Source organism: Stenotrophomonas sp. 85239_Sma (assembly GCF_056481725.1).
Genome location: NZ_CM151163.1, coordinates 2028398 through 2053215, shown reverse-complemented (window position 1 = coordinate 2053215; position 24818 = coordinate 2028398). Strand labels below are relative to the sequence as shown.

Sequence of the window (24818 nt, the reverse complement as noted above, 5' to 3'; positions counted from 1 at the left end):
GCTACATAAGCCCGGGATCGGTCATTTCACCTCGAACTCGCCCACCAGCACGGTTTCAGCGCGATCCTTCAACCGCATCGTCACCATCTGGTCTTTCTGCTTGGCCGTGCCCCAGTGCGTGGTCAGGCGCAGCATCAGAGTCGTCGCACCGGTCACCAGCTGCTGACGGCTGCCGAAGTAATTTGCCTCCACCTTGTACTTGCCGGGCTTGGCGTTGCGCAGCGAGAACTGCTCGGGACCATAGCCGCCGGTGAAGTCCTGCGACATCTGCCCACCCTGATAGGTCAGGCGATTGCCGTAGTACGCGCGCTCGCCGTTCGGGTCAGTCACCCACAGGTCCATGTCGCTGTTGTCGGCGTCCCACGACAGCACCGCGCGCAGGTCCAGCGGCATCGCCTGCAGCAGGCGCGGGTCGATGCTGCGGGTGTCCAGGCGCGGCGTGCTGCGTGCCACCAGGTTGGTCAGCTCATCCAGCGCGATCAGGGCGATGCCATCGAAACGGTTGTCCCACGGCCGCACCACCACCTGGTACAGCGGCGCCAGCGCCTGCTGCGGCTTGCCCGCAGCCGCCAGTGCCAGGCCAAGATCGCGGAAGCTCTGCGGCTCTTCCTGGCCCATCGCCAGCAACTGCTCGAACACCGGCACCGCCAGTGCCGGGGCATCAGCCTGCATCAGCCGGTAGCCGAGCACGCGCAGCAGGTGGCGGTTGTCCAGGTCCATCTCGGCCAGGTTCGACAGCACGCGCAGTGCCAGGTCGCGCTGGCCCTGCTCCAGCAGCAGATCGGCCACATCGAGGAAGAACGCGCTGCTGTCGGCATGGGCATCGCGCTCGGCCAGGTAGCGGTCATAGAGCTGCGACGGCGGACCCTGGCGCAGGCGCCGGGCGATGGCCGAGTCCGGCTGCCAGGCCGCCAGCTGGATGCCGAGCTGGCCGTCGTTGGCGGCAGCGGGCGTGGCCTCAAGGCTGCCGGTCACTGTGATCAGATCCAGCGCCTTGTTGGATGCAGACGCCGAGCGACGTGCACGCGCGCTGCTGGCTTCCATGCGTTGCTCGGCCGCCGCCATCTGCGCGGGGGCGGGCGGTGCCGCGGGGGCCGGCGCGGCCAGCATCGCCACCGGCGCCGAGTCCATCGCATAGTCCGCGGATGCAACTTCCAGCGCCCCGCCCTTCAACTGCGGAGGCGCTCCCTTCGGCCAGCTACGGTTCCACCACTGCTGGCGCTCCTTCCAACGTGCGGCAACCTGGTCCAAGCGCTGGCGATCGGCAGCGGCGCGATCGCTCACCTGCCGTGCGAAGCGGGCGTCGTACTCGGCGCGCAGCGTGCCCGAAGGGCGGATCGCATAGCGCAGGTAGTCATCCAGCGTTTCCAGCACGATCAGCGAGGTGTCCGGACCGACCAGGCCGAACTGCTGTGACAGCAATTGCATAGCTTCGCGGTTGCCTCGACGGTCGGCGCCGAGTTGCTGCAGACGGGCCTGCGCCCACAAGCCGGCCAGCAGTTCACCGTCATCACTCTTCTGGGTTGCCGGCAGTGCCTGCCATTCACCGCCGCCCACGCGCACCCGCATCGGCACGCCGTCCGCCGCAAGGCGAGCATGCAGCCACAGCCAGCCTTCGGCCTCGCTGCGGCGATCGATCACAACATCCTGTACGCCACGGCCCGCATCGACCTGCACGTCCAACGGCGACGACAGTAGTTCGCGAGCGGCCGCATCAACATCATTACCCAGCGCGACGAAGCGTCCGCCATGCGCTTCGCTCCAGCCGCGCAGGCGCACTGCATCGGTTCGCGCACCGGCACTGCTGACCGTGAACAGTCGCTGCTCCGGCGCGAGTGCTGGCAATGCTTCCGGCCCATAGGTCAGCAGGCCATCGCTGACCAGCAGGTATTCCTTCACGCTCGGCTGCGGCTGCCACTGCGCCAGCGCGCTGGCACCATCCGGGCGTACGGCCTGCAGTGCTGCACGCAACTCGTTCCAGTTGCCGGCGCGGACGCGGAAGCGACGCACCGGTTCGGCGCGGTCGCGCAGCACGGTCAATGCCACCGTGCCGTTACCCAGCGCGGCGAAATAGCGTTCCAACAATGCGAACTCACGCGCCTGGTCGCGCTGACCGGAGGACCCGGAACCGTCCCACAGCAGGCCGATTTCGCTGGGAAGCGTGCGCGGCGTGCGGCTGACCGCCACCGGCAGCTGCGCCAGCAGGTAGTGACCATCCTGCCAGTGTGCCACCTGCACCTGTGCCTGACGTGCCGCCGGCAGGCTCCATTGCAGCTGGGCCGGCAACTGCGCACCCCTGCCCTGCCAGTGCAGATGGCCTGCATTGATACGGAACGGAGCCGTACCCGCGGTGGCCGCGCCGGGAGCCTGCAGCTTCAATTCGACCGAAGCCGCACCGGCGGCAAACTGCAACGGCAATGTCCATTGCCAGCCCTGGCCGGCGAAGGCCAGCGGCTCGCGAATCACCAACTGCACACGCCGGCTGCCACCGGCCGGCAGCGGATAGATACGCAGGCGGAACTGGTTGCCGGCAGTCTGTTCCAGCAGGCCCGGGTCGACGCCACGGCGCGCGATTTCCTCGAACACCTGGCGGCCGCGGTCCTTCGGCACCGGCACGGCGTCGCGCAGTTCATCGTTGATGTCCAGCGCGAAGCCGCTGATCTGCTGGCCATCGGCCAGCGGGAACTGCAGCTCACCCTCAAGCACGCGCCGGTTCGGGTTGTGGAACTCCAGGGTGATCCGGGTCTGGGCGACGCCGGCCTGGACTTCGCCTTCGATGAGGGCTTGCCGCAGCTGCACCGGCTGTTCGGCGGCGGGGGCGATCAGCAACGGGGTGGTGGCATGCGGCCGGGCAATGCGTGGCGACTGCGCGCCGGTGGGCCAGATCGCGAGGGCAAGCATCAACACGCTGCAGCAACGGGCGAAGACCATGACAGGGCTCCAGTGGGATCGTGGACCGTTGAACGCACGAACAGCGGGAACGGGGTTGGCGAGACCCCCAAAAAGGGGACGGAGGGGATTAAGTCGCAATTGGCAAACAAGGCAAGAACGACTTAATCCCCTCCGTCCCTTTTTTCATGCAGGGAGGCAGTGCTCCACGATCAGCTGGATGGCGCTGCCGCCGCGATAGTCGTCGCAGGCGAGCCGGTAGGCGAGATGCAGGTGGCGGCCCGGCGCGTTGCCGTGCCAGCCACCGAAATGAATCGCGTTGATCGTGCCGGGTACGCCTGGCAGCCGCAGTTCCAGCTTCAGGTGGCGCTCCTTCAGAACGCGCCAGTTGGCCACCTCGAAGTGGCCGTCGAACAGCGGCTCGGGGAAGCCCTGCCCCCACGGCCCGGCCAAGCGCAGCGCGTCGGCGTGGCGATGGTCGAGCTCGTCGGCGGCCAGTTCGCCGTCGCTGAGCACCTGCTGCTGCAGTGCCGCCGGGTCGAGCATTTCCAGCACGACAGCGACGAAGGCCGCCTTGAAGGCGTCAACATGATCAAGCCGCAGGCTGAGGCCGGCCGCCATGGCGTGGCCACCGAAGCGTTCGATCAGGCCCGGATGGCGCGCGTCGACCAGTGCCAGCGCGTCACGGATGTGCAGGCCGGGAATCGAGCGCGCCGAGCCACGCAGCGTGTCGGCGCCCGGTTCGGCCGGGGCGAAGGCGACCACCGGGCGATGCAGGCGATCCTTCATCTTCGACGCGACCAGTCCCACCACGCCCGGGTGCCAGTCGGCATCGAACAAACAGGCCGCCACAGGGCGCTGCCCTGCCATGTCCAGCACCACGCGGGCCAACGCCTGCTCGGCGTCATCGGTCATCGATTGCTGCACCGCGCGCCGTTCCGAATTGATCTGCTCCAGCGTCTGCGCGATCTCGCGCGCTTGGCGTGGGTCTTCGGTCAGCAGCAGCGCAATGCCCAGTGCCATGTCCTCCAGCCGGCCCGCAGCGTTCAGGCGCGGGCCGAGCGCGAAGCCGATATCAGTTGCGGTCAGTCGCGCGGCGTCACGGCCGCTGGCTTCGATCAGCGCACGCAGGCCGACACAGCCCTGCCCTGCACGCAGCCGGCGCAGCCCTGCACTGACGAGTGCACGATTATTCGGATCCAGCGCCACCAGGTCGGCAACGGTGCCGACCGCCACCAGGTCCAGCAGCGTGGTCAGGTCCGGGCCCTTGCCATCGGCAAAGACACCGGCCTCGCGCATCTGCCGGCGCAGCGCCATCAGCACGTAGAAGATCACGCCGACGCCGGCCAGCGACTTGCTGGGAAAGGCATCGCCGTCCAGATTGGGATCGACGATGACATCGGCCGGCGGCAACTGCGGGCCCGGCAGATGGTGATCGGTGACCAGCACCTGCCAGCCACGTGCCTTGGCCGCAGTCACGCCCGCGTGGCAGGCAATACCGTGATCGACCGTGACCAGCAGGTCCGGCTTCAGCTCGGCCAGCTCCTCCACCAGTGACGGCGACAGGCCGTAGCCGTGCACCATGCGGTTCGGCACCGCGTGGAAGACGTGCTGCGCGCCGAGCATGCGCAGGCCTCGCACGCCGACCGCACAGGCGGTGGCGCCATCGCAATCGAAATCGCCAACCACCAGGATGCGCTTGTCATTGGCGATGGCCTCGACCAGCAGGCCTACCGCATCATCGATGCCGGTCAGCAGCTCGGGCGCATGCAGGCTGCCCAGCTTCGGCAGTGCCAGTTCCGGTGTGCCTGCGCCACGATTGGCATAAAGACGCGCCAGCAACGGCAGCGTGCCCTCCGGCCAGCTGCCGGGCACGACCGCATCGCGGCGGCGGATCATCGGCGTATCAGAGCTGGGCTGCGCGGCATCGGCGGCAAGGGACATCGGCATCGCCGGTTACGAAAGACAGAGGGATGATACCGCGCGCGGGAACGGCGGGGATTGGACGCTTCCGACGGTGGTCAGCGAGGTTCGTTGAGGCTTGCAGGGCTTCGCCCGTTACCTGCGGTAGTGCCGGCCGCTGGCCGACAACCCCGGCAATCATCGGGGGTCAGAGCCGTTTTCCCATGGAAAACGGATCCGACCCCGATCAATCGTGAAGTTGCCGCGGCTTCTTCCAGAACTGCCAGCGCTGGCCGCGGTCCAGCTGGAACTGCAGGCCATCCTCGAAATCCAGCACCAGCCGCTGCAGCTCGCCACGCCTCAGCGCGGCCAGCAGCGGGCGAATCGCATCGTTGCCGAGCTGCTGTAAAGAGCGAAGCTGGCGCAGATCGACCAGCGCATCCACCGCCTGCTCGCCATCCACGGCTACGCCAGCCGCCAGGGCCAGGCCCTGCAGCAGCGCATCGCGGCTGCGCACCTGGGCGTGCGGCGTACTGACCGAGACCGGCATCACGCCGCCACCCCAGAACCACAGCGAATTGATCGGCTGTTGTCCCTGCGCGGCGCGCTGCTGGTTCCAGGAATGGTTGTGCAGCAGCACCTGCGCTTCGGTCATCAGCGCCCGCCAGCGGCGACCGCCCTCGCCTTCCGGCAGGTGCGAGAACAGGTCATCGCCCAGCACCTCGTCCGGACTGTCGAAGTCCGGCAGGGCCAGGTCGATCGGAAGCCGCAGGTACCAGCGCGCAGGATCCGGTGCGTCTAGCACGAACCCGGCATCGGCGAACAACGGCTGCAGCACCGGCAGCAGGGCCAGGCAGTCAGCCAGCGTCGGCCGCAGGGTTTCGCCGTAGGCCATCATCCGCGCGCCATGCATGTCCGGCACCATGCAGGCCGGATCGGCGCGCAGCCAGCTGGCGCCGGCGGCATCGCCAACGTCACGCTGGCGGGTCAACGCGGCCACCGGCCAGTGCGGCGCGTTAACCGTGAAATGGCGCGTCAGCTGCGCGCGTTCGCCCGGTGCGACCTGCACGGCCGTGGCGCGGCCGAGCGCACGCGCCACATCGTCCGGCAGCGCAGCCGCGGCAAAGCGGCTGCGCGCCGGCAACAGCAGGGTCGCCGTTGCCACCGTGTCAGTCCACGTAGCTGACGCTGACGATCTCGTACTCGCGCTGGCCGGCCGGGGCATCGATCACGATCGAATCGCCTTCCAGCTTGCCGATCATCGCACGCGCCACCGGCGAGGAGATGGCGATCAGGCCCAGCTTGATGTCCGCTTCCAGGTCACCGACGATCTGGTACTTCTTCTCTTCGTCGGTTTCCACGTCGGCCAGGGTCACGCTGGCGCCGAACACCACCTTGGAGCCGGCATTGAGCTTGCTCACGTCGATGATCTCGGCGTGCGACAGCTCGCCTTCCAGCTGCTTGATGCGGCCTTCGATGAAGCCCTGTTCCTCGCGCGCGGCGTGGTACTCGGCATTCTCCTTCAGGTCGCCATGCTCACGCGCTTCGGCGATCGCGGCGATCACCTTCGGGCGCTTGACCGATTTCAGGTGATCCAGTTCGTCGCGCAGCTTCTGCGCGCCCTTCATCGTGATGGGGGCTCTCATGCATTCAACTCCTTGTGCAGCTCCTGCAGCGACCAGACGGGGCCGGTGCCGCGGAATTCCAGTGAATCCACCAGCGCCTTGGCGCCGGCAATGGTGGTCGAGTAGGTGACGCGATGCTGCAGCGCCTCGCGACGGATCGAGAACGAGTCGTTGATCGCCGAACGACCTTCGGTCGTGTTGACGATGTAGACGATCTCGCCGTTCTTGATCGAATCGACGATGTGCGGACGGCCTTCGACCACCTTGTTGATGATCTCGCAGTCCATGCCGTGCTGCTGCAGCCACGCGGCGGTGCCGCGGGTGGCGACCAGGCTGTAGCCACGCGCCAGCAGCGCCTTGGCGACCGGCAGCACGCGCTTCTTGTCCGGATCACGCACCGAGACGAAGGCCTTGCCGACCGGCGGCGCCTTGATGCCTCCGGCTTCCTGCGCACGCGCGAAGGCGGCGTTGAAGGTGCGGCCCACGCCCATCACCTCACCGGTGGAGCGCATCTCCGGCCCAAGGATCGGGTCGACGCCCTGGAACTTGGCGAACGGGAAGATCGCTTCCTTCACCGAGTAGTAGTCCGGCACGATTTCCTTGGTCGCGCCCTGCTCGGCCAGGCTCTTGCCGGCCATGCAGCGGGCGGCGATCTTGGCCAGCGGCATGCCCGTGGCCTTGGACACGAACGGCACGGTGCGCGAGGCACGCGGGTTCACTTCCAGCAGGTAGATGGTGTCGGCACCTTCATCACTGGTCTGGATCGCGAACTGGGTGTTCATCAGGCCGACCACGTTCAGGGCCTTGGCCAGTTCCACCACCTGGCGGCGCAGCTCGGCCTGGGTTTCAGCCGACAGCGAGTACGGCGGCAGCGAGCACGAGGAATCGCCCGAGTGCACGCCGGCTTCTTCGATGTGCTCCATCACGCCGCCGATCAGGACGTTGCCCTGGGCATCGGCAATGATGTCGACGTCGCACTCCACGGCATTGTCGAGGAAGCGGTCCAGCAGCACCGGCGAATCGTTGGACACCTTCACCGCGTCGCGCACATAGCGGGCCAGGTCGGCTTCGCCATAGACGATTTCCATCGCGCGGCCGCCCAGCACGTAGCTCGGGCGCACCACCAGCGGGTAGCCGATCTCGCGGGCCAGCAGCAGGGCTTCCTGGTCGTTGCGGGCGATGCGGTTCGGCGGCTGCTTCAGGCCCAGCGTGTCCACCAGCTGCTGGAAGCGCTCGCGGTCTTCGGCCAGATCGATCGAGTCCGGGCTGGTGCCGATCACCGGCACGCCGTTGGCTTCCAGCGCGCGCGCCAGCTTCAGCGGGGTCTGGCCGCCGTACTGCACGATCACGCCCTTCGGCTGTTCCAGTTCGACGATTTCCAGCACGTCTTCCAGGGTCAGCGGTTCGAAGTACAGGCGGTCGGAGGTGTCGTAGTCGGTCGACACGGTTTCCGGGTTGCAGTTGACCATGATGGTTTCATAGCCATCCTCGCGCAGCGCCAGTGCCGCGTGCACGCAGCAGTAGTCGAACTCGATGCCTTGGCCGATGCGGTTCGGGCCACCGCCCAGGATCATGATCTTGTCGCGGTTGCTCGGCGCGGCCTCGCACTCGTCCTCGTAGGTCGAGTACAGGTAGGCGGTACCGGTGGAGAACTCACCGGCGCAGGAGTCCACGCGCTTGTAGACCGGGCGCACCTTGTGCGCACGACGCAGCGCGCGGATGGCGGCTTCGTTGGTGCCGGTCAGCTGCGCCAGGCGCGCGTCGGAGAAACCAGCGCGCTTGAGCTTGCGCAGGCGTGCGGCGTCCAGCGCGTCGATGCCACCGGCAGCGACTTCAGCCTCGGCAGCGATGATTTCCTCGATCTGGTCCAGGAACCAGTGGTCGATGAACGACAGCGCGTAGATCTCTTCCACGCTCATGCCGGCGCGGAACGCATCGGCGACGAAGAACAGGCGCTCCGGGCCCGGGGCCTTCAGCTCGCGACGCAGGGTCTGCAGGTCTTCTTCGTTGCCCAGGTCCAGGCCGGTCGGGTCGAAGCCGACCTTGCCGGTTTCCAGGCCACGCAGGGCCTTCTGCACCGATTCCTGGAAGGTGCGGCCCATCGCCATCACCTCGCCCACGGACTTCATCTGGGTGGTCAGGCGGGCATCGGCGGCCGGGAACTTCTCGAAGGCGAAGCGCGGGATCTTGGTGACGACGTAGTCGATCGACGGCTCGAACGAGGCCGGGGTCAGGCCACCGGTGATCTCGTTCTTCAGTTCGTCCAGGGTGTAACCCACGGCCAGCTTGGCGGCGACCTTGGCGATCGGGAAGCCGGTGGCCTTGGAGGCCAGCGCCGAGGAACGCGACACGCGCGGGTTCATCTCGATGACGACCACGCGGCCGGTCTTCGGGTTGATGCCGAACTGCACGTTCGAGCCACCGGTATCGACGCCGATCTTGCGCAGCACGGCGATGGAGGCATCGCGCAGGCGCTGGTATTCCTTGTCGGTCAGGGTCTGCGCCGGGGCCACGGTGATCGAGTCACCGGTGTGCACGCCCATCGGGTCCAGGTTCTCGATCGAGCAGACGATGATGCAGTTGTCCGCGGTATCGCGGACCACTTCCATCTCGAACTCCTTCCAGCCCAGCACCGACTCTTCCACCAGCACTTCGGTGGTCGGCGACAGTTCCAGGCCGCGGCTGACGATCTCGACCAGCTCTTCGCGGTTGTAGGCGATGCCGCCACCGCTGCCGCCCAGGGTGAAGCTGGGACGGATGATGGTCGGGTAGCCGACGCGGGTCTGGATCTCCAGCGCTTCGTCCAGGGTGTGGGCGACGGCGGCGGTCGGGCATTCCAGGCCGATCTCACCCATGGCCACGCGGAACAGCTCGCGGTCTTCGGCCATGCGGATCGCTTCGCGCTTGGCGCCGATCAGTTCGACGTTGTACTTCTCCAGCACGCCGTTGTCGGCCAGGTCCAGCGCGCAGTTCAGCGCGGTCTGGCCACCCATGGTCGGCAGCAGTGCATCGGGCTTTTCCTTGGCGATGATCTTCTCGACCGTCTGCCAGTTGATCGGCTCGATGTAGACGGCATCGGCCATCTCCGGGTCGGTCATGATCGTGGCCGGGTTGCTGTTGACCAGCACCACGCGGTAACCCTCGTCACGCAGGGCCTTGCAGGCCTGGGCGCCGGAGTAGTCGAACTCGCAGGCCTGGCCGATGACGATCGGGCCAGCACCGATGATGAGGATGGTCTTGAGGTCAGTGCGCTTGGGCATTTTCTTCTCTAAGTCAGTACAGCGTGACAAGGGGGGTGATCGCACGCTGTCGATCAGGAATCTTGATCCGCAGCGCCGCGCCAGCGGCAGCAGCGTTGCGGGGTTTACGGTCCATCGCGACGCCACCGGGGGGCCGGCGGCGTACTGATCACGCCTTGGCCTGCTCCATCAGCACCACGAAGCGGTCGAACAGCGGACCGACATCGGTCGGGCCCGGCGACGCTTCCGGGTGGCCCTGGAACGAGAACGCCGGCACGTCGGTGCGGGCGACACCCTGGTTGGTGCCATCGAACAGCGAGCGGTGGGTCACGCGCAGGGTCGGCGGCAGGGTCGCTTCATCGATCGCGAAGCCGTGGTTCTGCGAGGTGATCATCACCCGGCCGCTGTCCAGGTCCTGCACCGGGTGGTTGGCACCATGGTGGCCGTGGCCCATCTTCATGGTCTGCGCGCCCGAGGCCAGGCCCAGCAGCTGGTGGCCCAGGCAGATGCCGAAAGTCGGGATCTTCACGTCGATGAAGGTCTTGATCGCTTCGATGGCGTAGTCGCACGGTTCCGGGTCACCCGGGCCGTTGGACAGGAACACGCCGTCCGGCTTAAGTGCCAGCACTTCGGCGGCCGGAGTCTGTGCCGGCACCACGGTCACTTCACAGCCACGCTCGGCCAGCATGCGCAGGATGTTGGTCTTCACGCCGAAATCGTAGGCCACGACCTTGAACTTCGCCGGCACACTGACGAAGGCGTTGGCGTCCAGGTCCAGCTGGCCCTCGGTCCAGGTGTAGGTCTTCTCGGTAGTGACGACCTTGGCCAGATCCATGCCCTTCAGGCCGGGGAACTTGCGGGCGGCTTCCAGTGCCTTTTCCACGTCGATATCGCCGGCCATCAGCGCACCGTTCTGCGCGCCCTTCTCGCGCAGGATGCGGGTCAGCTTGCGGGTGTCGATGCCGGCGATGGCGACCACGCCGCGCTGGATCAGCCAGTCCTGCAGCGACACCTGGCTGCGCCAGTTGCTGGGACGGCGCGGCACGTCGCGCACGATCAGGCCGGCCGACCACACCTTGGACGCTTCATTGTCCTGGTCGGTCATGCCGGTGTTACCGATATGCGGATAGGTCAGCGTGACCATCTGCCGGGCGTAGGACGGGTCGGTCAGCACTTCCTGGTAGCCGGTCATGGCGGTGTTGAACACCACCTCACCGACGGACAGGCCGGGCGCGCCTACGGATTCGCCCTCGAATACGGTGCCGTCTTCGAGGACGAGGATTGCGGCTTGGGTCACGGGAATCTCACTTTGGCTACCGAGGGGGCTGCCGAAGTCACGCCTGCGCTTCACGGAAATCCGGTTGCAAAAAAGCGCGGACGTACGGTCTGGGACCGGTCCGGCTTTCGTGATTCGGCGAGTGCGAATTGTAGCGCTGCCGGGGCGCTCGCGCCAGCGGTTATCGCGCTTCATGAACAGGCGATTGCGCATTCATTTCAATCCGGCCGGGGTCGGATCCTTTCCCGGCAGGGAAAGGCTCTGGCCCGGATGCCCGCAAATGGGGTCAGAGCCCTTTCCGCTGGAAAGGGATCCGACCCCAGGAATCAGCCCGCCTTACTGCAGCAGGTCGCGCACCCGGTAGCTGCCGGGCGCCCGGCCCTGCAGCTGGCGGGCGGCGAACAGCGCACCGCGGGCGAAGATGTCGCGGTTGGTGGCCCGATGCACCAGCTCGATGCGCTCACCCAGCCCGGTGAACTGCACCAGATGCTCGCCAACGATGTCACCGGCACGCAGGCTGGCGTAATGCGGCTCCGCCCCGCCCCGCTGCGCGGCCGCCCCCAAGGTCAGCGCAGTGCCCGACGGCGCGTCCTTCTTCTGCGTATGGTGCGACTCGACGATGTCACAGTCCCAGCCGGCCAGCGCCTGCGCGGCGCGTTCGACCAGCTCGTCCAGCACCGCCACACCCAGGCTGAAATTCGACGCCCAGACCAGCGGGATGGACGCCGCCGCGGCCTCCAGCGCCTGCCGCTGCGTGCTGGAGATGCCGGTGGTACCCGAGACCAGGCCGGCTCCCCGCTCCACGCACAGCGCCAGCACGGGGTCGAAGCCCTCCGGCAGGCTGAAGTCGATCGCTACGTCGAACACCGGCGCACCGGGCAGTTCGCTGGCCGCGAAGAACGGCACGCCGTCGACCACGCGCTGGGCCGGCGCACGGCCGGTCACTGCAGCCACGATCTGCAGGGTATCGGGATGTTCGGCGGCCAGCCGCAGCAGGGCCTGGCCCATGCGCCCGGAGGCACCGTGAATGAGCAATCGCAGGGGAGTCTGGTTCATGCCTGCAGGCTAGCGGCAGCACGCCTGCTCCGGCAAGCGCCATCACTGCTACGCTGCATGCCCTTTCATGCAATGGATGGCAGCCCCCTCATGCAGATCAGCGAACAGCTGGTGCTGGTCACCGGTGCCGGCCGCGGCCTCGGCCAGTACATCGCCCGCGCGTTCGCTGGGCAGGGCGCGCGCGTCATCGTCAACTATCACCGCAGCGAAGGTGCCGCACGTGCGCTGTCCGCGGAGCTCGGCGGACAGGCGATCGCGCTGCCGGCCGACGTCACCGACCGCGGCCAGGTCGATGCGATGCTGCAGCAGGCGCTGGGCCACTTCGGCCAAGGCGTCACCACCGTGGTCAACAACGCACTGGCCACCTTCTCGTTCAATGGCGATGCCCGCGACGGCGCCGCCGACATCGGCTGGCCGGCGTTCCAGGCACAGTTCGAGGGCAGCGTACGTGGCGCACTGAACACCGTGCAGGCCGCCCTGCCCGGCATGCAGGCCCGTCGCTTCGGGCGCGTGATCAACATCGGCACCAACCTGTTCCAGAACCCAGTGGTGCCCTACCACGACTACACCGCCGCCAAGGCCGCGCTGCTGTCGCTGACCCGCACCCTCGCCGGCGACCTCGGCCCGCATGGCATCACCGTGAACATGCTGTCGGGCGGCCTGCTGCGCACTACCGATGCCAGCGCCGCCACGCCCGAAGCAGTGTTCGACTACATCGCCGCAAACACGCCACTGCGCAGCGTCACCACGCCGGCCGAGTTCGCCGATGCCGCGCTGTTCTTCGCCAGCCCCTGGTCGCGCGCGGTGACCGGGCAGAATCTGGTGGTCGATGGCGGGCTGGTGCGGGACTGAGCCAATGCGCATTTCCGAGGTCAGCCGCCTGACCGGGGCCAGCGCCAAGGCCATCCGCCTCTACGAGGCGCGCGGACTGCTGCCGCCGGTGCCACGCCTGAACCGCTATCGCGACTACAGCGAACAGGACGTGGCCTGGGTGCAGCTGATCCGCCAGGCGTTGGCGCTGGGCATCACGCTGGCCGCCGTCTCCCGCGTGCAGGGCCGGGATGGACGGCTCGACTGGCCGGCCGTGCTGGCCCTGCTTGAGCAGCAGCGCAACCGCATTGCCAGCGAGCGGGCACGGCTGGCGCAGGTCGAGCTCGACCTGCAGCAGGTCAGCGACGAACTGCGGCAGTGGCTGCACTCCGGCAGCGGCGACTGCATCCTGGAACCCAGCGGCTGCACCGCTGGCGTTTGACTCTGCCCCTGGGGCACAGCCCAACCTCGCGCTCTTTCCATTGCCCGAGGTTGCCGTGTCCCGCTCCATCCTGATCCTGCTCGGCCATCCCGACCGCGACAGCCTGTGCGGCGCCCTTGCCCAGCGCTACGCCACTGCCGCCGAGAATGCTGGCCACCGGGTGCGCCTGATCGCATTGGGTGAACTCGAGTTCGATCCGGTGCTGCGGCATGGCTACCGCCAGATCCAGCCGCTGGAAGCCGACCTGCAGGACGCGGCGGATGCGATCGATGTCTGCGATCACCTGGTGCTGGTCTATCCCACCTGGTGGGGTGCGATGCCGGCGCTGCTGAAGGGCTTTTTCGATCGCATGCTGTTGCCGGGCTACGCCTTCCGCTACCGGCGCGATTCGGTGTGGTGGGACCGGCTGCTGGCCGGGCGCAGCGCACGGGTGATCACCACGCTGGATACGCCGCCCTGGTATTACCGCTGGATCTACCGCGACCCGGGCATCAGCCAGATCCGCGCCACCATCCTGGAGTTCTGCGGCATCCGCCCGGTGCGGGTCAGCCGTCTCGGTGCGGTACGCAGCAGCAGCCCGGCGCAGCGGGAGCGATGGCTGGCGTTGGCAGCAGAGCTGGGAGCGCGGGTTCGGTAGATTCAGGCCATCGGCAAGGCGTGCGAACCAAGGTTCGCACCCACCTGGAAGGTTCTTGCCCACCTGGGGCGCTCGTTGCACGTGTCGCGTTTGCCAATTGACCCCAAGGCACTGCGCCTCAAGGCTGTGGGCCCTTCTTCCGGCCCAGGCAAAGCCCATGAAATCCTCGACCGTCTTCAGCAAATGCGCCAGGAAGACCGGCTTTGCCGGGACGTCGACGACCCGCTACCGCTTGCTGGATGACGCCCTGCTGGTTGTGAACCACCAACGCGCCAGCGAAAGCCGGGGCTTCTATGTGAATGCCGGGCTCTACTTTCCAGAGCTGCTGGAGTATCCCCTCGCGCCTGATGATCTTGAAACGGCTTTCCGGTATCGCTCCAGCATTCCCACGCCCCATGTCGACTGGCGGATCGAAGAAACGCCAGGCCTTCGCCGGGCCTTCATCCAGCAGGATCTTGAAGATCTTCTGCAGGCCGGCAATCGCGATGGCATGAAATGCCTGCTGCTCGACGCCCTTGCCGATGTGGCGGGTTTCGCGGCGGCCCATGGAAACCGGAAATCGGTACGGCGATTGAATCAGGATGGAAGCTTCCGCGCGATCATCCGCAGAGAGGTCTGAATCCCGGAAGCGTGCGAACCAAGGTTCGCACCCACCGGGCGAACGTTCGCCCCAGGCGGCCACAGTCGAGCAAGCTCGACGCTACTTCCCGGTCGGCCCGCAGCTGTCGCAACCGCCACAGGCACCACCGCCGCCCGTGGCCGGCGGTGCGATCTTCCGCCCCAGCGCCTGCAGCCAGGCGGCGCGGCCCGGCTTCAGCAGCGCCAGTGCCAGTGCTCCGCGCAGCCTGCGCACGGTGCCCGGGAACTGCTTCTTCAGCACCACCCACGCACTGACCAGCACGGCCACCGCGACGATCAGGTACTGCAGCAGCAATCCACGGTCCATCAGCCGCCTCCCAGCGCCTTGGTCACCTGGTAGGTGATCAGCGCGGCAACGTAGGCCGCCGCGAACAGGTAGAACGCGGCGAAGCCCATCTGCTTCCACGAGTTGGTCTCGCGCTTGATGGTGGCCAGCGTCGAGATGCACATCGGGGCGTAGATGAACCACACCAGCAAGGCCAGGCCAGTAGCCAGCGACCAGCCATCCGCCACCACCGGCGACAATGCGGAGATCGCCGCGTCGTCATCGGCAGCCGACAGCGCATACACCGTCGCCAGCGAGGACACCGCCACTTCACGCGCAGCAAGGCCCGGAATCAGCGCGATGCAGATCTGCCAGTTGAAGCCCAGCGGCGCGAAGATCGCCGTCATCGCATGGCCGATCTGGCCGGCGTAGCTGTAATCGATGGCCGGCATCGTCGCGTCGGCGGGCGCGCCCGGGAACGACAGCAGGAACCACAACAGGATGGTCAGCGCCAGGATGATGCCGCCGACGCGCTTGAGGAAGATCATGCCGCGCTCGTACAGGCCAACGGCGAGGTCACGCGGATGCGGAATGCGGTACGACGGCAGCTCCAGCATCAACGGGTGCTCGCTCTTGTCGCGGCGCCACTTCTTCATCACCCACGACATCACCAGCGCGCTGAGGATACCGGCCACATACAGGCCGAACAGCACCAGGCCCTGCTGATTGAAGATGCCGATCCTGCCGGCAGGAATGAACGCGCCGATCAGCAGTGCATAGACCGGCAGGCGTGCCGAGCAGGTCATCAGCGGTGCCACCAGGATCGTGGCCAGGCGGTCACGCGGGTCCTGGATGCTGCGCGTGGCCATGATGCCCGGCACCGCGCAGGCGAAGCTGGACAGCAACGGGATGAACGACCGCCCCGACAGGCCGGCCGCCGCCATCATCCGGTCGAGCAGGAACGCTGCACGCGGCAGGTAGCCGGACTCTTCCAGCGCCAGGATGAAGGCGAACAGAATCAGGATCTGTGGCAGGAACACCACCACGCCCCCCAGGCCGGCGATGATGCCGTCGGTCAGCAGACTGGTCAGCGGCCCTGCCGGCAACACGCTGGCGGCCAGCTCACCGAGCCAGGCAAAGCCGGCCTCGATGCCATCCATCAGCGGCGTCGCCCAGGCGAACACCGCCTGGAAGATCAGGAACATCACCACAACCAGGGTGATCAGGCCGAACACCGGGTGCAGGAGCCAGCGGTCCAGTGTGTCGTCGATCTTCGCGGTCCGCGCCGGCATGCGCACGGCCACCGACAGGATCTCGCGCACCTTGGCGTGGTAATCGATGCCACCTTCCGGGCCCGGCACCGGCGCATCCAGGTGCGGCACCATGGCGTCGAGACGCTCGACCAGGGCCTTGGCGCCCTGCTTGCGCACCGCCACGGTCTCCACCACCGGCACGCCCAGCTCGCGCTCCAGCGCGACCACATCCACCTGGATGCCGCGGCGCTGGGCCGCATCGACCATGTTCAGCGCCACCACCATCGGCTTGCCGAGCTCACGCAGTTCCAGCGCAAAGCGCAGGTGCAGGCGCAGGTTGGTGGCGTCGATCACGCACAGCAGCACGTCAGGTGCGGCTTCGCCCGGGTAGAAGCCCCGGCACAGGTCGCGGGTGATCGCTTCGTCCAGGCTGGCCGGGTGCAGGCTGTAGGCGCCCGGCAGGTCGAGCACCGCGAATTCACGGCCGGACGGCGCACGCAGGCGGCCTTCCTTGCGTTCGACGGTGACGCCGGTGTAGTTGGCGACCTTCTGCCGGCTGCCGGTCAGCTGGTTGAACAGCGCGGTCTTGCCGCTGTTGGGGTTTCCGACCAGCGCGATGCGCAGGGGTGCGGTAGAGGCTGCAGCGGTCATGCGCGACGCTCCTGGCGATTGGCGTCGACCACGACGCGCTTGGCTTCACTGATCCGCAGTGCGAACCGAGTGAACCCGACCTGCACCAGCAGCGGCTCGCCACCGACCGGACCCTTGGCCACCAGGCGCACTTCCTCGCCCTGCACGAAACCCAGTTCGCGCAGGCGACGGGCGATGGCATCGTTGGCATGGAGGTCCTGCACGGACTCGACCACGGCCGAGGTGTGCAGCGGCAGTTCGGACAGCGTCATCTAGCGCATTCTCTGCTGGATGTAAATGGTTCTCGATTCTAACATTCCCGCGTCGCGTCATGGCCCATGACCAATGGCCCGCTATGATCCATACAGGTATGGAGTGACCCTGGAATCCCATGAACGATGCTTTGCAGATCGAGCGCCGTGGCGCTGTCCTCACCCTCTGGCTGAACCGGCCGGAGCTGCACAACGCCTTTGATGCCGGCCTGATCGCGCGGCTGACCGCCGCCCTGGAGGCCGCCGGGCGCGATGACGCGGTACGCGCGGTGGTGGTGGCCGGGCACGGTGCGTCCTTCTCGGCCGGTGCCGACATGCAGTGGATGCGCGGCATGGCCGCGGCCAGCGAGGCCGACAACCGCGAGGACTCTCTGGCCCTGGCCCGGCTGATGCGCACCCTGGACGAACTGCCCAAGCCGACCCTGGCCCGGGTCCACGGCGCAGCCTTTGGTGGTGGCGTCGGCCTGGTCGCCTGCTGCGACATCGCCATTGCCACCACCTCGGCCCGATTCGGCCTGACCGAAAGCCGCCTGGGGCTGCTGCCGGCGGTGATCTCCCCCTATGTGATCGAGGCCATCGGCCCGCGCCAGGCCCGTCGCTGGTTCGCCACCGGCGAGCATTTCGACGCCGAAACCGCGCTGCGCATCGGCCTGGTCCACCAACTGGTCGAGCCCGAACGCCTGGACGAAGCGCTGGAGCGCCAGCTGGCCCTGCTCGACAAGGCCGGCCCGATCGCCTCGTCCACCGCCAAACAGCTGGTGAGGCAGGTCCGTGACAGCCATGACCGCGACGCCCTGGATCGCGACAATGCCGCCCTGATCGCGCGCCTGCGGGTGTCCGCCGAGGGCCAGGAAGGCCTGGGCGCCTTCCTCGACAAGCGCGCCCCCCATTGGGTCACGGAAGCCTGAACATGCTCGATCATCTTGGTTTGACCAACGCCGACCTGGCACGCAGCAAGACCTTCTTCCCACAGGCACTGGCGCCACTGCAGATCGGCATGGTGATGGAGGTGGCCGCATGAGCGACTACGTCCGCATCGTCGAGGTCGGCCCGCGTGACGGCCTGCAGAACGAAAAGCAGTCGGTGTCCACCGCCGACAAGATCGAACTGATCAACCGCCTGTCGGCCACCGGCCTGCGCAGCATCGAGGCGACCAGCTTCGTCAGCCCGAAGTGGATCCCGCAGCTGGCCGACGCCGCCGAGGTCTATGCCGGCATCCAACGCCGGCCGGGCATCCACTACCCGGTGCTGGTGCCGAACGAACAGGGCTACGACCGCGCCCGCGCAGTGGGGGTGGAGGAAGTGGCCGTGTTCACCGCGGCCTCCGAAGCGTTCAACCGCACCAACACCAATGCCGGCATCGACGAGTCGCTGGCCCGGTTCGAGCCGATCCTGCGCCGCGCCGCCGCCGATGGCGTGCGCGTGCGCGGCTACGTCTCCACCGTGCTCGGCTGCCCCTACCAGGGCGAGGTGCCACTGGCCGACGTGGTGCGGGTGGCGCGCGCCCTGCACCAGATGGGCTGTTACGAAATCTCGCTGGGCGACACCATCGGCGTCGGCACCCCGCGCAAGGCACGGGCGATGCTGCAGGCGGTTGCCGCCGAGATTCCAATGGCGGCACTGGCCGTGCACTTCCACGACACCTACGGTCAGGCCATCGCCAACATCGCCACCTGCCTGGAAGAAGGCGTGCGCGTGGTCGACAGCGCGGTGTCCGGCGCCGGTGGCTGCCCATATGCCAAGGGCGCCAGCGGCAACGTCGCCAGCGAGGACGTGGTCTACCTGCTGCAGGGCCTGGGCCTGGACAGCGGCGTGGACCTGCCGGCACTGGCCGAGACCGGTCGCTGGCTGGCCGGTCTGCTCGGCCGCGCCACTGCCAGCCGCACCGGCCAGGCGCTGGCTGCCGCCGGCTGACCGCCTCACTGCGCCGCCCTGCAGCGGCGGCGCAGTGCACAACAGCGGCGGTCGCGGCTTCCGTTAGAATCGGCGGTTCTCGAACCTGCAGGACCGTGCAATGCAGCTGTCTTCCGTACGTGCCGTGATCACTGGCGGCGTCTCCGGTCTCGGCCTGGCCGTGGCCCAGCACCTCGTCGCCCAGGGCGGCAAGGTGGCCCTGTTCGACCTCAACGACGACAAGGGTGCTGCTGCCGTTGCCGGGCTGGGTGCCGACACGGCCCGCTATTTCAACGTCAACGTCAGTGATGAAGCGGCCGTCTCGGCAGCCATCGACCAGGCCCACGAGTTCCTCGGCGGCCTGAACGTGGCGATGAACTGCGCCGGCATCCTCGGCGCTGGTCGCGTGCTCGGCAAGGAAGGCCCGATGCCGCTGGCCGGCTTCCAGGGCACGGTGATGGTCAACCTGGTCGGCAGCTTCAACGTGGCCAAGGCCGCGGCCAACCGCATGCAGCACAACGACGCCGGCACCGATGGCGAGCGCGGCGTGATCATCAACACCGCCAGCATCGCCGCCTATGAAGGCCAGATCGGCCAGGCCGCGTATGCCGCCAGCAAGGGCGGCGTGGTCTCGATGACGCTGCCGATGGCGCGCGAACTGTCGCGCTTCGGCATCCGCGTCAATACGATTGCGCCCGGCGTGTTCTGGACGCCGATGGTCGATGGCATGCCCGAAGCCGTGCAGCAGTCGCTGGCCGCCTCGATCCCGTTCCCGTCGCGCCTGGGCAAGCCGGAAGACTTCGCCAGCCTGGTCGGCTTCATCCTCGGCAACACCTACCTCAACGGCGAGACCATCCGCCTGGACGGCGCTACCCGCCTCGCTCCGAAGTGATTCCCCCCGGGCGCCGGGACGGCGCCCTCCCCCAACGACCAACATCATCATGAAAGCCAACGACATCAAGAAGGGCAACGTCGTCGAGTACAACAACGGCGTGTACCAGATCCGCGACATCGAGCGCAGCTCGCCGCAGGGTCGCGGCGGCAACGTCCGCTTCCGCTTCATCATGTACAGCGTGCCGGGCGGCAACAAGCTCGATGCCAGCTTCGATGCCGACGACAACCTGGTCGAGGTCGAACTGCTGCGCCGCCAGTCCACCTATTCGTACAAGGACGGCGATGCCTTCGTGTTCCTCGATGACGAGGACTACACCCCGTACACCCTGGACGCGGACGTGATCGGCGACGACGCCGGCTACATCACCGACGGCCTGACCGGTATCTACGTGCAGGTGATCGACGAGCAGCCGGTGGCGATCCAGCTGCCGGCTTCGGTGGTGCTGGAAGTGATCGAGACCCCGCCGGAACTGAAGGGCGGCACCGCCACCAAGCGCCCGAAGCCGGCCAAGCTCAACACCGGCATCGAGATCATGGTGCCGGAGTACATCGTCAACGGCGAACGCGTGCTGGTGAACACCGCCACCGGCGAATTCGCCGGCCGTGCCGACTAAGCGCCTCGCGCTGGTCGCTTGCCTGTCCCTGCTTGCGGCGTGCTCGCCGCAGGCAGCGGGCGGCGCATCGGTAGTAGTAGTTGTGTAGAGCCGAGCCCACGCCCGGCTGCGTTGTGCTCTGCACAGGCACTGCAGCCGAGCGTGGGCTCGGCTCTACGGAGGGCTTACGGCTGCTTCGCGCCGAAGTTGCCGCAGCCGTGATACTGGCGGGTGCCGATGGTCAGGTTCACCTTGGCATCGAACGCTTCGCCACTCATGTCATCCTGGCAGGTGGTGCGCTGGAAGCTGAGCTTGACGTCGGTACCGTCGGACGCCTTGCCGCTCCAGCCGTCAGCGCCTTCGGTGGGCTTGGCCACATCGAAGCGACGCTCGCCGTAATCGACTTCCACCTGCAGGCCGGGCGTGTCGCCGTCAACGATGGCCAGCCAACCCGGTTCGTTGCCAGTGGCGCGGAACGCGGCATTGCCGGCACTTCCGTCGCCTTCAGTGGCTTCGACCGCATGGCACTCGCGATCGGCCTCGCCCTTCAGGCTCAACAGGCCGTCATCGCTGCCCTTGGTCCAGAAGCTGTTGCCCTGGCCATCGCCGTACTTGGCGCCGGACGCCGCACGCTCCGAGGTCATGGCGAAAGTACGCTCGCCGATCACCACCGTGGCCGCATCCTCGCCGTTGAAGGTGGCGCGCACGCTCAGATCACCGCACTTGTACGTGGTCTCGCTGCCGGTACCGGCGCCGGTGCTGGCCGCTGGTTCGGGCGCGGCCGGCGGCGCGGCATCATTGCCGCTGGCGGCGGGCGGCTGGGCCGGCTGGCACGCGGCCAGCACCAACCCGAGGGAGGCTGCCAACAGACTGGGAACTACACGCATGGCTCGACTCCTTGTCGACACTACAGAGAGGCTCGACCCTACCACCTGCCGGTGAGCGGGGCCTGAAAGTGGCCTGACCGCGCTCAAGGGGCCAGCATCGCCATCGACAGAAGCTGCGCGCCGCTCGCCCCGGAACTGCAGGCCCACACCCGCAGCAGGCGCAGCTTCAGTTCACGCTCCCGGCCCTGCTGCCGCACGGACAATCGCACGTCGCTGGACAGCAACGCCAGGCGTCCGCACAGCAGCGTTTCCACTGCGTACGACTGCAGGCTGCACACCTGCAGGTTCCCGGCCAGCCAATCGCCCAGCCATGGCAGATCGAGCAAGCGCCCGCCCTGCCCATCCATCATGAACAATGCCGGCGATACCAGCGTGGTCAGCGCATCGTGATCGTTTTCCAGCAGCGCTGCACACAGGCGCTGCTCCAGCACCATCAACTGCCGCTCATGCAGATCTTCAACGATGTCCCGTTCCATCCACGGTTCCTTCCGGCATCGGCCGGCGCCTGCGCAGGCGCTGCGCGATCCACTGCCGCGCCCCCTGCACCACTACATAGAAGACCGGCACGAAGAACACCGCCAGCACGGTCGCGCTGACCATGCCGCCGAACACGCCGGTTCCGATCGCCTGCTGGGTTTCCTTCGACGCGCCCTGCGCCAGCATCAGCGGCACCACACCCAGCGCGAACGCCAGCGAGGTCATCACGATCGGCCGCAGGCGAAGCCGCGCCGCCTCCAGTGCCGCCTCGGCCAGTCCGCGCCCCTGCTGCTGCAGCTGCCGCGCGAATTCGACGATGAGGATCGCGTTCTTCGCCGACAGCCCGATCACGGTGATCATGCCGACCTTGAAGAACACGTCGTTGGGCATGCCCCGCATCAACACCGCAGCAACCGCACCGAGCAGGCCCAGCGGCACCACAAGCATCACTGCCAGCGGGATCGACCAGCTCTCGTACAGCGCCGCCAGCACCAGGAATACCACCAGCATCGACAGCAGCAACAGCCACGGCGCCTGTGCCCCCGATTCCCGCTCCTGCAGCGACTGGCTGGTCCACTGCAGGGCAAAACCGGACGGCAGTTTTCCGGCCAGCCGCTCCATCTCCGCCATGGCCTGGCCGGTCGATACGCCGGAAGCCGGTGCGCCGGACAGGTTCAACGCCGGGAAACCGAGATAGCGCTGCAGCTGCAGCGGTGCCTCGGTCCAGTGCGGCGTCACCAGTTCCGACAACGCCACCATGCCGCCCTCGCTGTTGCGAACGTACAGCTTCAGCACATCCTCCAGCTCCATCCGGTGGGGTGCATCGGCCTGCAGGATCACCTGCTGAAGCCGGCCCTTGTTGGGGAAGTCATTGACGTACTGCGAACCCATCGCCGCCGACAGCGTGCTGCTGATATCGGCGAAACCCACGCCCATCGCCTCGGCCTTGGCACGGTCGATGTCCAGCCGCACGCTGGTACCCGCTGGCAGGCCATCGGCATGCACCTCCGACAGCAGCGGGCTGGCCTCGGCCAGCTTCAGCAGTTGCTGCAGGGCCGCGCGCAGCTCTGCCTGGCTCTGCCCCGTACGCGCCTGCAGGGCCAGCGAGAAGCCGGACGAACGGCCCAGGCTGTCGATCGCCGGGGGCATTACGCTCATCACCTCGCCCTCGGCCACAGTGGCCATCGCCTCCTGCGCGGCCTCCACTTCACCGGCCGCGGTGGCGCCTGCGCGCTCGCCCCAATCCTTCAGCATGGTGTAGGTCAACGCCGCGCTTGGGCCGGAGCCAGAGAAGCTGTAGCCAAGGATCGACTGGTTGGAGCCGATGCCCGGGCGCGAGGCCACATGGCGTTCGTAGGCTTCGACCACGGCCAGCGTGCGCTCGGCCGTCGCCTCGGCCGGCAGCTGGATGGAGGTCATGAAATAGCCCTGGTCCTCTTCCGGCAGGAATGCGCCCGGCAGCCAGTGCAAGCCCAGCAACAACGCCACCACCAGCGCGGCGAACACGCCCATCACCCGCCCGCTGCGCTGCATTACCGACGCCACGCCACGCTGGTAGCGCCCGGTCATCTTCTCGAAGCCGCGGTTGAAGGCGCCGAACAAGCCGCCGCGTCCGTGATGGCCATGGGTGTTCGGCCGCAGCAGCGTCGCGCACAGCGCCGGCGTCAGGCTCAATGCCAGCAGGGCCGAGAACAGGATCGATACCGCCATCGCTACGGTGAACTGGCGGTAGATCGCCCCCACCGAACCGCTGGCGAAGGCCATCGGAATGAAAACCGCAGTCAGCACCAGGGTGATGCCGATCACCGCGCCGGTGAGCTCGCGCATTGCCTTGATGGTGGCCTCGCGCGGCGGCAGGCCCTCCTCGGCCATGATCCGCTCCACGCCCTCGACCACCACGATCGCATCATCGACGATGATGCCGATCGCCAGCACCATGCCGAACATGGTCAACACGTTGATCGAGAAGCCCAGGGCCAGCATCACCGCGAAGGTGCCGAGCAGCGCGATCGGTGCGACCAGCGCCGGAATCAGCGTATAGCGCCAGTTCTGCAGGAACAGGTACATTACCGCGAACACCAGCAGCATCGCCTCCAGCAGCGTCTGCACCACCTTCTGGATCGAGATCTTGACGAACGGAGCGGTGTCGAACGGAATGCTCGCCTCCACCCCGCGCGGCAACAGCGGCGCCAGTTCGGCCATGCGCTCACGTACCGCCGCCGCCGTGCGCACCGCATTCGCGCCAGGGCGCAGCTGCACGCCGGCGGCGGTGGCCGGATGGCCGTCCTCGCGGGTGCCCCAGGCATAGCTCTGTGCACCCAGTTCGACGCGGGCGACATCACCCAGCACAACCCGTGAACCGTCAGCACCGGCCCGCAGCACGATGGCGGCGAACTGTTCCGGCGTGGACAACTGGCCTTCGGCGCTGAGCGGCACGGTGATGCGTTGGCCCGGCACACCCGGCGAATCGCCGATGCGTCCCGGCGAAATCTCCAGATTCTGCTGCTCGATGGCGGCAGCCACATCGCCGATGGTCAGCCCATAGCCGGTCAACCGGGTCGGGTCCAGCCACACGCGCATGGCCTGCTCGGCACCGAACAACTGCACGCGGCCGACGCCATCGATGCGCCGCAGCTCTTCAATGATGTTGCGCGCCATGAAGTCGCCCAGCGCCGCCTCGCTGGCGCTGGCATCCGGTGAACGCAGGCCGACCAGCATCAGGAAGCCGGAATCGGCGGCCTCCACGAACAGGCCGTTCTGGCGCACGCTGCGCGGCAGGCGCGGTTCGATCGCCTTGATCCGGTTCTGTACGTCCACCTGTGCCAGCTCCGGGTTGGTGCCGGGCTTGAAGGTGGCGGTGATCGAGGCTTCGCCGGAGGTGTCCACCGACGACTCGAAATACAGCAGATGCTTGACGCTGGACAGCTCGCGCTCGATCAGGCCAACCACCGCATCGTTCAACGTCTGCGGGCTCGCACCCGGATAGCTGGCATAGATGCTGACGCTGGGCGGCGCGACCGCCGGATAGCGCTCCACCGCCAGCCGCGGGATCGCCAGCACGCCGGCCAGGATGATGAAGATCGCCAGCACCCAGGCGAACACCGGGCGATCGATGAAGAAACGTGCCATGTTGGATTTT

The 24818-nt window shown here is 67.4% G+C and carries 21 protein-coding genes and 1 pseudogene; 9 read left to right on the top strand and 13 right to left on the bottom strand.

Annotation, left to right across the window (positions count from 1 at the left end):
• Nucleotides 1–21: 21 nt before the first annotated feature.
• From ACYKG1_RS09685 to ACYKG1_RS09655, 7 genes are all read right to left on the bottom strand, one after another.
• Nucleotides 22–2931 carry a VIT domain-containing protein gene (locus tag ACYKG1_RS09685; protein ID WP_478472540.1) on the bottom strand — a complete coding sequence of 970 codons (2910 nt, stop codon included), beginning with the start codon at nucleotides 2929–2931 and terminating at the stop codon, nucleotides 22–24.
• Between the two features lie 144 nt (nucleotides 2932–3075).
• Entirely contained in the window at nucleotides 3076–4833 is a 1758-nt protein-coding gene (gene recJ, locus ACYKG1_RS09680; RefSeq protein ID WP_478472538.1) for a single-stranded-DNA-specific exonuclease RecJ, read from the bottom strand.
• A gap of 205 nt (nucleotides 4834–5038) precedes the next feature.
• Entirely contained in the window at nucleotides 5039–5956 is a 918-nt protein-coding gene (locus ACYKG1_RS09675; RefSeq protein ID WP_100472161.1) for a phosphoglycerate mutase, read from the bottom strand.
• Between the two features lie 4 nt (nucleotides 5957–5960).
• On the bottom strand, nucleotides 5961–6425 hold the full coding sequence (greA, locus tag ACYKG1_RS09670) for a transcription elongation factor GreA (RefSeq protein ID WP_026347191.1): 465 nt from the start codon (nucleotides 6423–6425) through the stop codon (nucleotides 5961–5963).
• An 8-nt stretch (nucleotides 6426–6433) separates the two neighbouring features.
• Nucleotides 6434–9676, bottom strand: a complete 3243-nt coding sequence (gene carB / locus ACYKG1_RS09665; protein ID WP_100472160.1) for a carbamoyl-phosphate synthase large subunit — start codon at nucleotides 9674–9676, stop codon at nucleotides 6434–6436.
• Between the two features lie 148 nt (nucleotides 9677–9824).
• Nucleotides 9825–10952 (bottom strand): glutamine-hydrolyzing carbamoyl-phosphate synthase small subunit, encoded by a 1128-nt coding sequence (carA, locus tag ACYKG1_RS09660; RefSeq protein WP_094001949.1) that lies wholly within the window; start codon nucleotides 10950–10952, stop codon nucleotides 9825–9827.
• 315 nt (nucleotides 10953–11267) lie between these two features.
• Nucleotides 11268–11939 (bottom strand): 4-hydroxy-tetrahydrodipicolinate reductase, encoded by a 672-nt coding sequence (locus ACYKG1_RS09655; RefSeq protein WP_262083486.1) that lies wholly within the window; start codon nucleotides 11937–11939, stop codon nucleotides 11268–11270.
• A gap of 138 nt (nucleotides 11940–12077) precedes the next feature.
• Here ACYKG1_RS09655 and ACYKG1_RS09650 point away from each other — a divergent pair, with 138 nt between their 5' ends.
• From ACYKG1_RS09650 to ACYKG1_RS09635, 4 genes are all read left to right on the top strand, one after another.
• Entirely contained in the window at nucleotides 12078–12839 is a 762-nt protein-coding gene (locus ACYKG1_RS09650; protein ID WP_430541860.1) for a 3-oxoacyl-ACP reductase, read from the top strand.
• Nucleotides 12840–12843: 4 nt separating this feature from the next.
• A complete protein-coding gene (locus ACYKG1_RS09645; protein WP_478472536.1) occupies nucleotides 12844–13239 on the top strand; it encodes a MerR family transcriptional regulator in 396 nt (131 codons plus the stop codon).
• A 55-nt stretch (nucleotides 13240–13294) separates the two neighbouring features.
• The gene (locus ACYKG1_RS09640; RefSeq protein ID WP_478472535.1) at nucleotides 13295–13876 is read left to right on the top strand and encodes an NAD(P)H-dependent oxidoreductase; all 582 of its coding nucleotides are present in this window, start codon (nucleotides 13295–13297) and stop codon (nucleotides 13874–13876) included.
• A 157-nt stretch (nucleotides 13877–14033) separates the two neighbouring features.
• Nucleotides 14034–14495: a DUF4304 domain-containing protein gene (locus ACYKG1_RS09635; protein WP_100472154.1), complete on the top strand. Its 462-nt coding sequence runs from the start codon at nucleotides 14034–14036 to the stop codon at nucleotides 14493–14495.
• A gap of 81 nt (nucleotides 14496–14576) precedes the next feature.
• Here ACYKG1_RS09635 and ACYKG1_RS09630 read toward each other — a convergent pair whose 3' ends face one another.
• The 3 genes from ACYKG1_RS09630 to ACYKG1_RS09620 are packed head-to-tail and all read right to left on the bottom strand — an operon-like array spanning nucleotide 14577 to nucleotide 16935.
• Nucleotides 14577–14822 carry a DUF6587 family protein gene (locus ACYKG1_RS09630; protein WP_100472153.1) on the bottom strand — a complete coding sequence of 82 codons (246 nt, stop codon included), beginning with the start codon at nucleotides 14820–14822 and terminating at the stop codon, nucleotides 14577–14579.
• Nucleotides 14822–16684, bottom strand: coding sequence for a ferrous iron transport protein B (gene feoB / locus ACYKG1_RS09625; RefSeq protein ID WP_478472533.1), 1863 nt, complete (start codon nucleotides 16682–16684; stop codon nucleotides 14822–14824). Before feoB ends, ACYKG1_RS09630 begins: the two co-directional genes overlap by 1 nt.
• Nucleotides 16681–16935: a FeoA family protein gene (locus ACYKG1_RS09620; protein ID WP_100472151.1), complete on the bottom strand. Its 255-nt coding sequence runs from the start codon at nucleotides 16933–16935 to the stop codon at nucleotides 16681–16683. Before ACYKG1_RS09620 ends, feoB begins: the two co-directional genes overlap by 4 nt.
• Nucleotides 16936–17054: 119 nt before the next feature.
• Between ACYKG1_RS09620 and ACYKG1_RS09615 the strand changes: the two genes are divergently transcribed.
• The 5 genes and pseudogenes from ACYKG1_RS09615 (at nucleotide 17055) to yeiP (ending at nucleotide 20336) form a co-directional block, all read left to right on the top strand.
• Nucleotides 17055–17843: an enoyl-CoA hydratase/isomerase family protein gene (locus tag ACYKG1_RS09615; protein ID WP_100472150.1), complete on the top strand. Its 789-nt coding sequence runs from the start codon at nucleotides 17055–17057 to the stop codon at nucleotides 17841–17843.
• 2 nt (nucleotides 17844–17845) lie between these two features.
• A pseudogene (locus ACYKG1_RS09610) lies at nucleotides 17846–17953 on the top strand (VOC family protein); the annotation flags it as partial.
• Entirely contained in the window at nucleotides 17953–18849 is an 897-nt protein-coding gene (locus tag ACYKG1_RS09605) for a hydroxymethylglutaryl-CoA lyase (protein WP_008268685.1), read from the top strand. The pseudogene ACYKG1_RS09610 and the gene ACYKG1_RS09605, both read left to right, overlap by 1 nt.
• 100 nt (nucleotides 18850–18949) lie before the next feature.
• Nucleotides 18950–19720, top strand: coding sequence for an SDR family oxidoreductase (locus ACYKG1_RS09600; RefSeq protein WP_478472531.1), 771 nt, complete (start codon nucleotides 18950–18952; stop codon nucleotides 19718–19720).
• Between the two features lie 49 nt (nucleotides 19721–19769).
• Nucleotides 19770–20336, top strand: coding sequence for an elongation factor P-like protein YeiP (gene yeiP, locus ACYKG1_RS09595; protein ID WP_005409468.1), 567 nt, complete (start codon nucleotides 19770–19772; stop codon nucleotides 20334–20336).
• Nucleotides 20337–20500: 164 nt separating this feature from the next.
• Here yeiP and ACYKG1_RS09590 read toward each other — a convergent pair whose 3' ends face one another.
• The 3 genes from ACYKG1_RS09590 to ACYKG1_RS09580 form a co-directional block, all read right to left on the bottom strand.
• Nucleotides 20501–21202: a COG3650 family protein gene (locus tag ACYKG1_RS09590; protein ID WP_262226867.1), complete on the bottom strand. Its 702-nt coding sequence runs from the start codon at nucleotides 21200–21202 to the stop codon at nucleotides 20501–20503.
• An 83-nt stretch (nucleotides 21203–21285) separates the two neighbouring features.
• A complete protein-coding gene (locus tag ACYKG1_RS09585; protein WP_262083463.1) occupies nucleotides 21286–21678 on the bottom strand; it encodes a nuclear transport factor 2 family protein in 393 nt (130 codons plus the stop codon).
• The gene (locus tag ACYKG1_RS09580; protein WP_478472530.1) at nucleotides 21659–24808 is read right to left on the bottom strand and encodes a multidrug efflux RND transporter permease subunit; all 3150 of its coding nucleotides are present in this window, start codon (nucleotides 24806–24808) and stop codon (nucleotides 21659–21661) included. The genes ACYKG1_RS09585 and ACYKG1_RS09580 overlap by 20 nt, the downstream gene beginning before the upstream one ends.
• Between the last annotated feature and the right edge of the window lie 10 nt (nucleotides 24809–24818).

What these genes read in the sequence shown, in the direction of transcription:
- recJ (WP_478472538.1), bottom strand. Translation starts at nt 4,833, where the DNA reads ATGTCCCTTGCCGCCGATGCCGCGCAGCCCAGCTCTGATACGCCGATG.
- ACYKG1_RS09605 (WP_008268685.1), top strand. Translation starts at nt 17,953, where the DNA reads ATGAGCGACTACGTCCGCATCGTCGAGGTCGGCCCGCGTGACGGCCTG.
- feoB (WP_478472533.1), bottom strand. Translation starts at nt 16,684, where the DNA reads ATGACCGCTGCAGCCTCTACCGCACCCCTGCGCATCGCGCTGGTCGGA.
- ACYKG1_RS09615 (WP_100472150.1), top strand. Translation starts at nt 17,055, where the DNA reads ATGAACGATGCTTTGCAGATCGAGCGCCGTGGCGCTGTCCTCACCCTC.
- ACYKG1_RS09645 (WP_478472536.1), top strand. Translation starts at nt 12,844, where the DNA reads ATGCGCATTTCCGAGGTCAGCCGCCTGACCGGGGCCAGCGCCAAGGCC.
- ACYKG1_RS09650 (WP_430541860.1), top strand. Translation starts at nt 12,078, where the DNA reads ATGCAGATCAGCGAACAGCTGGTGCTGGTCACCGGTGCCGGCCGCGGC.
- yeiP (WP_005409468.1), top strand. Translation starts at nt 19,770, where the DNA reads ATGAAAGCCAACGACATCAAGAAGGGCAACGTCGTCGAGTACAACAAC.
- ACYKG1_RS09600 (WP_478472531.1), top strand. Translation starts at nt 18,950, where the DNA reads ATGCAGCTGTCTTCCGTACGTGCCGTGATCACTGGCGGCGTCTCCGGT.
- ACYKG1_RS09635 (WP_100472154.1), top strand. Translation starts at nt 14,034, where the DNA reads ATGAAATCCTCGACCGTCTTCAGCAAATGCGCCAGGAAGACCGGCTTT.
- ACYKG1_RS09620 (WP_100472151.1), bottom strand. Translation starts at nt 16,935, where the DNA reads ATGACGCTGTCCGAACTGCCGCTGCACACCTCGGCCGTGGTCGAGTCC.
- ACYKG1_RS09590 (WP_262226867.1), bottom strand. Translation starts at nt 21,202, where the DNA reads ATGCGTGTAGTTCCCAGTCTGTTGGCAGCCTCCCTCGGGTTGGTGCTG.
- ACYKG1_RS09585 (WP_262083463.1), bottom strand. Translation starts at nt 21,678, where the DNA reads ATGGAACGGGACATCGTTGAAGATCTGCATGAGCGGCAGTTGATGGTG.
- ACYKG1_RS09580 (WP_478472530.1), bottom strand. Translation starts at nt 24,808, where the DNA reads ATGGCACGTTTCTTCATCGATCGCCCGGTGTTCGCCTGGGTGCTGGCG.
- ACYKG1_RS09685 (WP_478472540.1), bottom strand. Translation starts at nt 2,931, where the DNA reads ATGGTCTTCGCCCGTTGCTGCAGCGTGTTGATGCTTGCCCTCGCGATC.
- ACYKG1_RS09655 (WP_262083486.1), bottom strand. Translation starts at nt 11,939, where the DNA reads ATGGGCCAGGCCCTGCTGCGGCTGGCCGCCGAACATCCCGATACCCTG.
- ACYKG1_RS09630 (WP_100472153.1), bottom strand. Translation starts at nt 14,822, where the DNA reads ATGGACCGTGGATTGCTGCTGCAGTACCTGATCGTCGCGGTGGCCGTG.
- carB (WP_100472160.1), bottom strand. Translation starts at nt 9,676, where the DNA reads ATGCCCAAGCGCACTGACCTCAAGACCATCCTCATCATCGGTGCTGGC.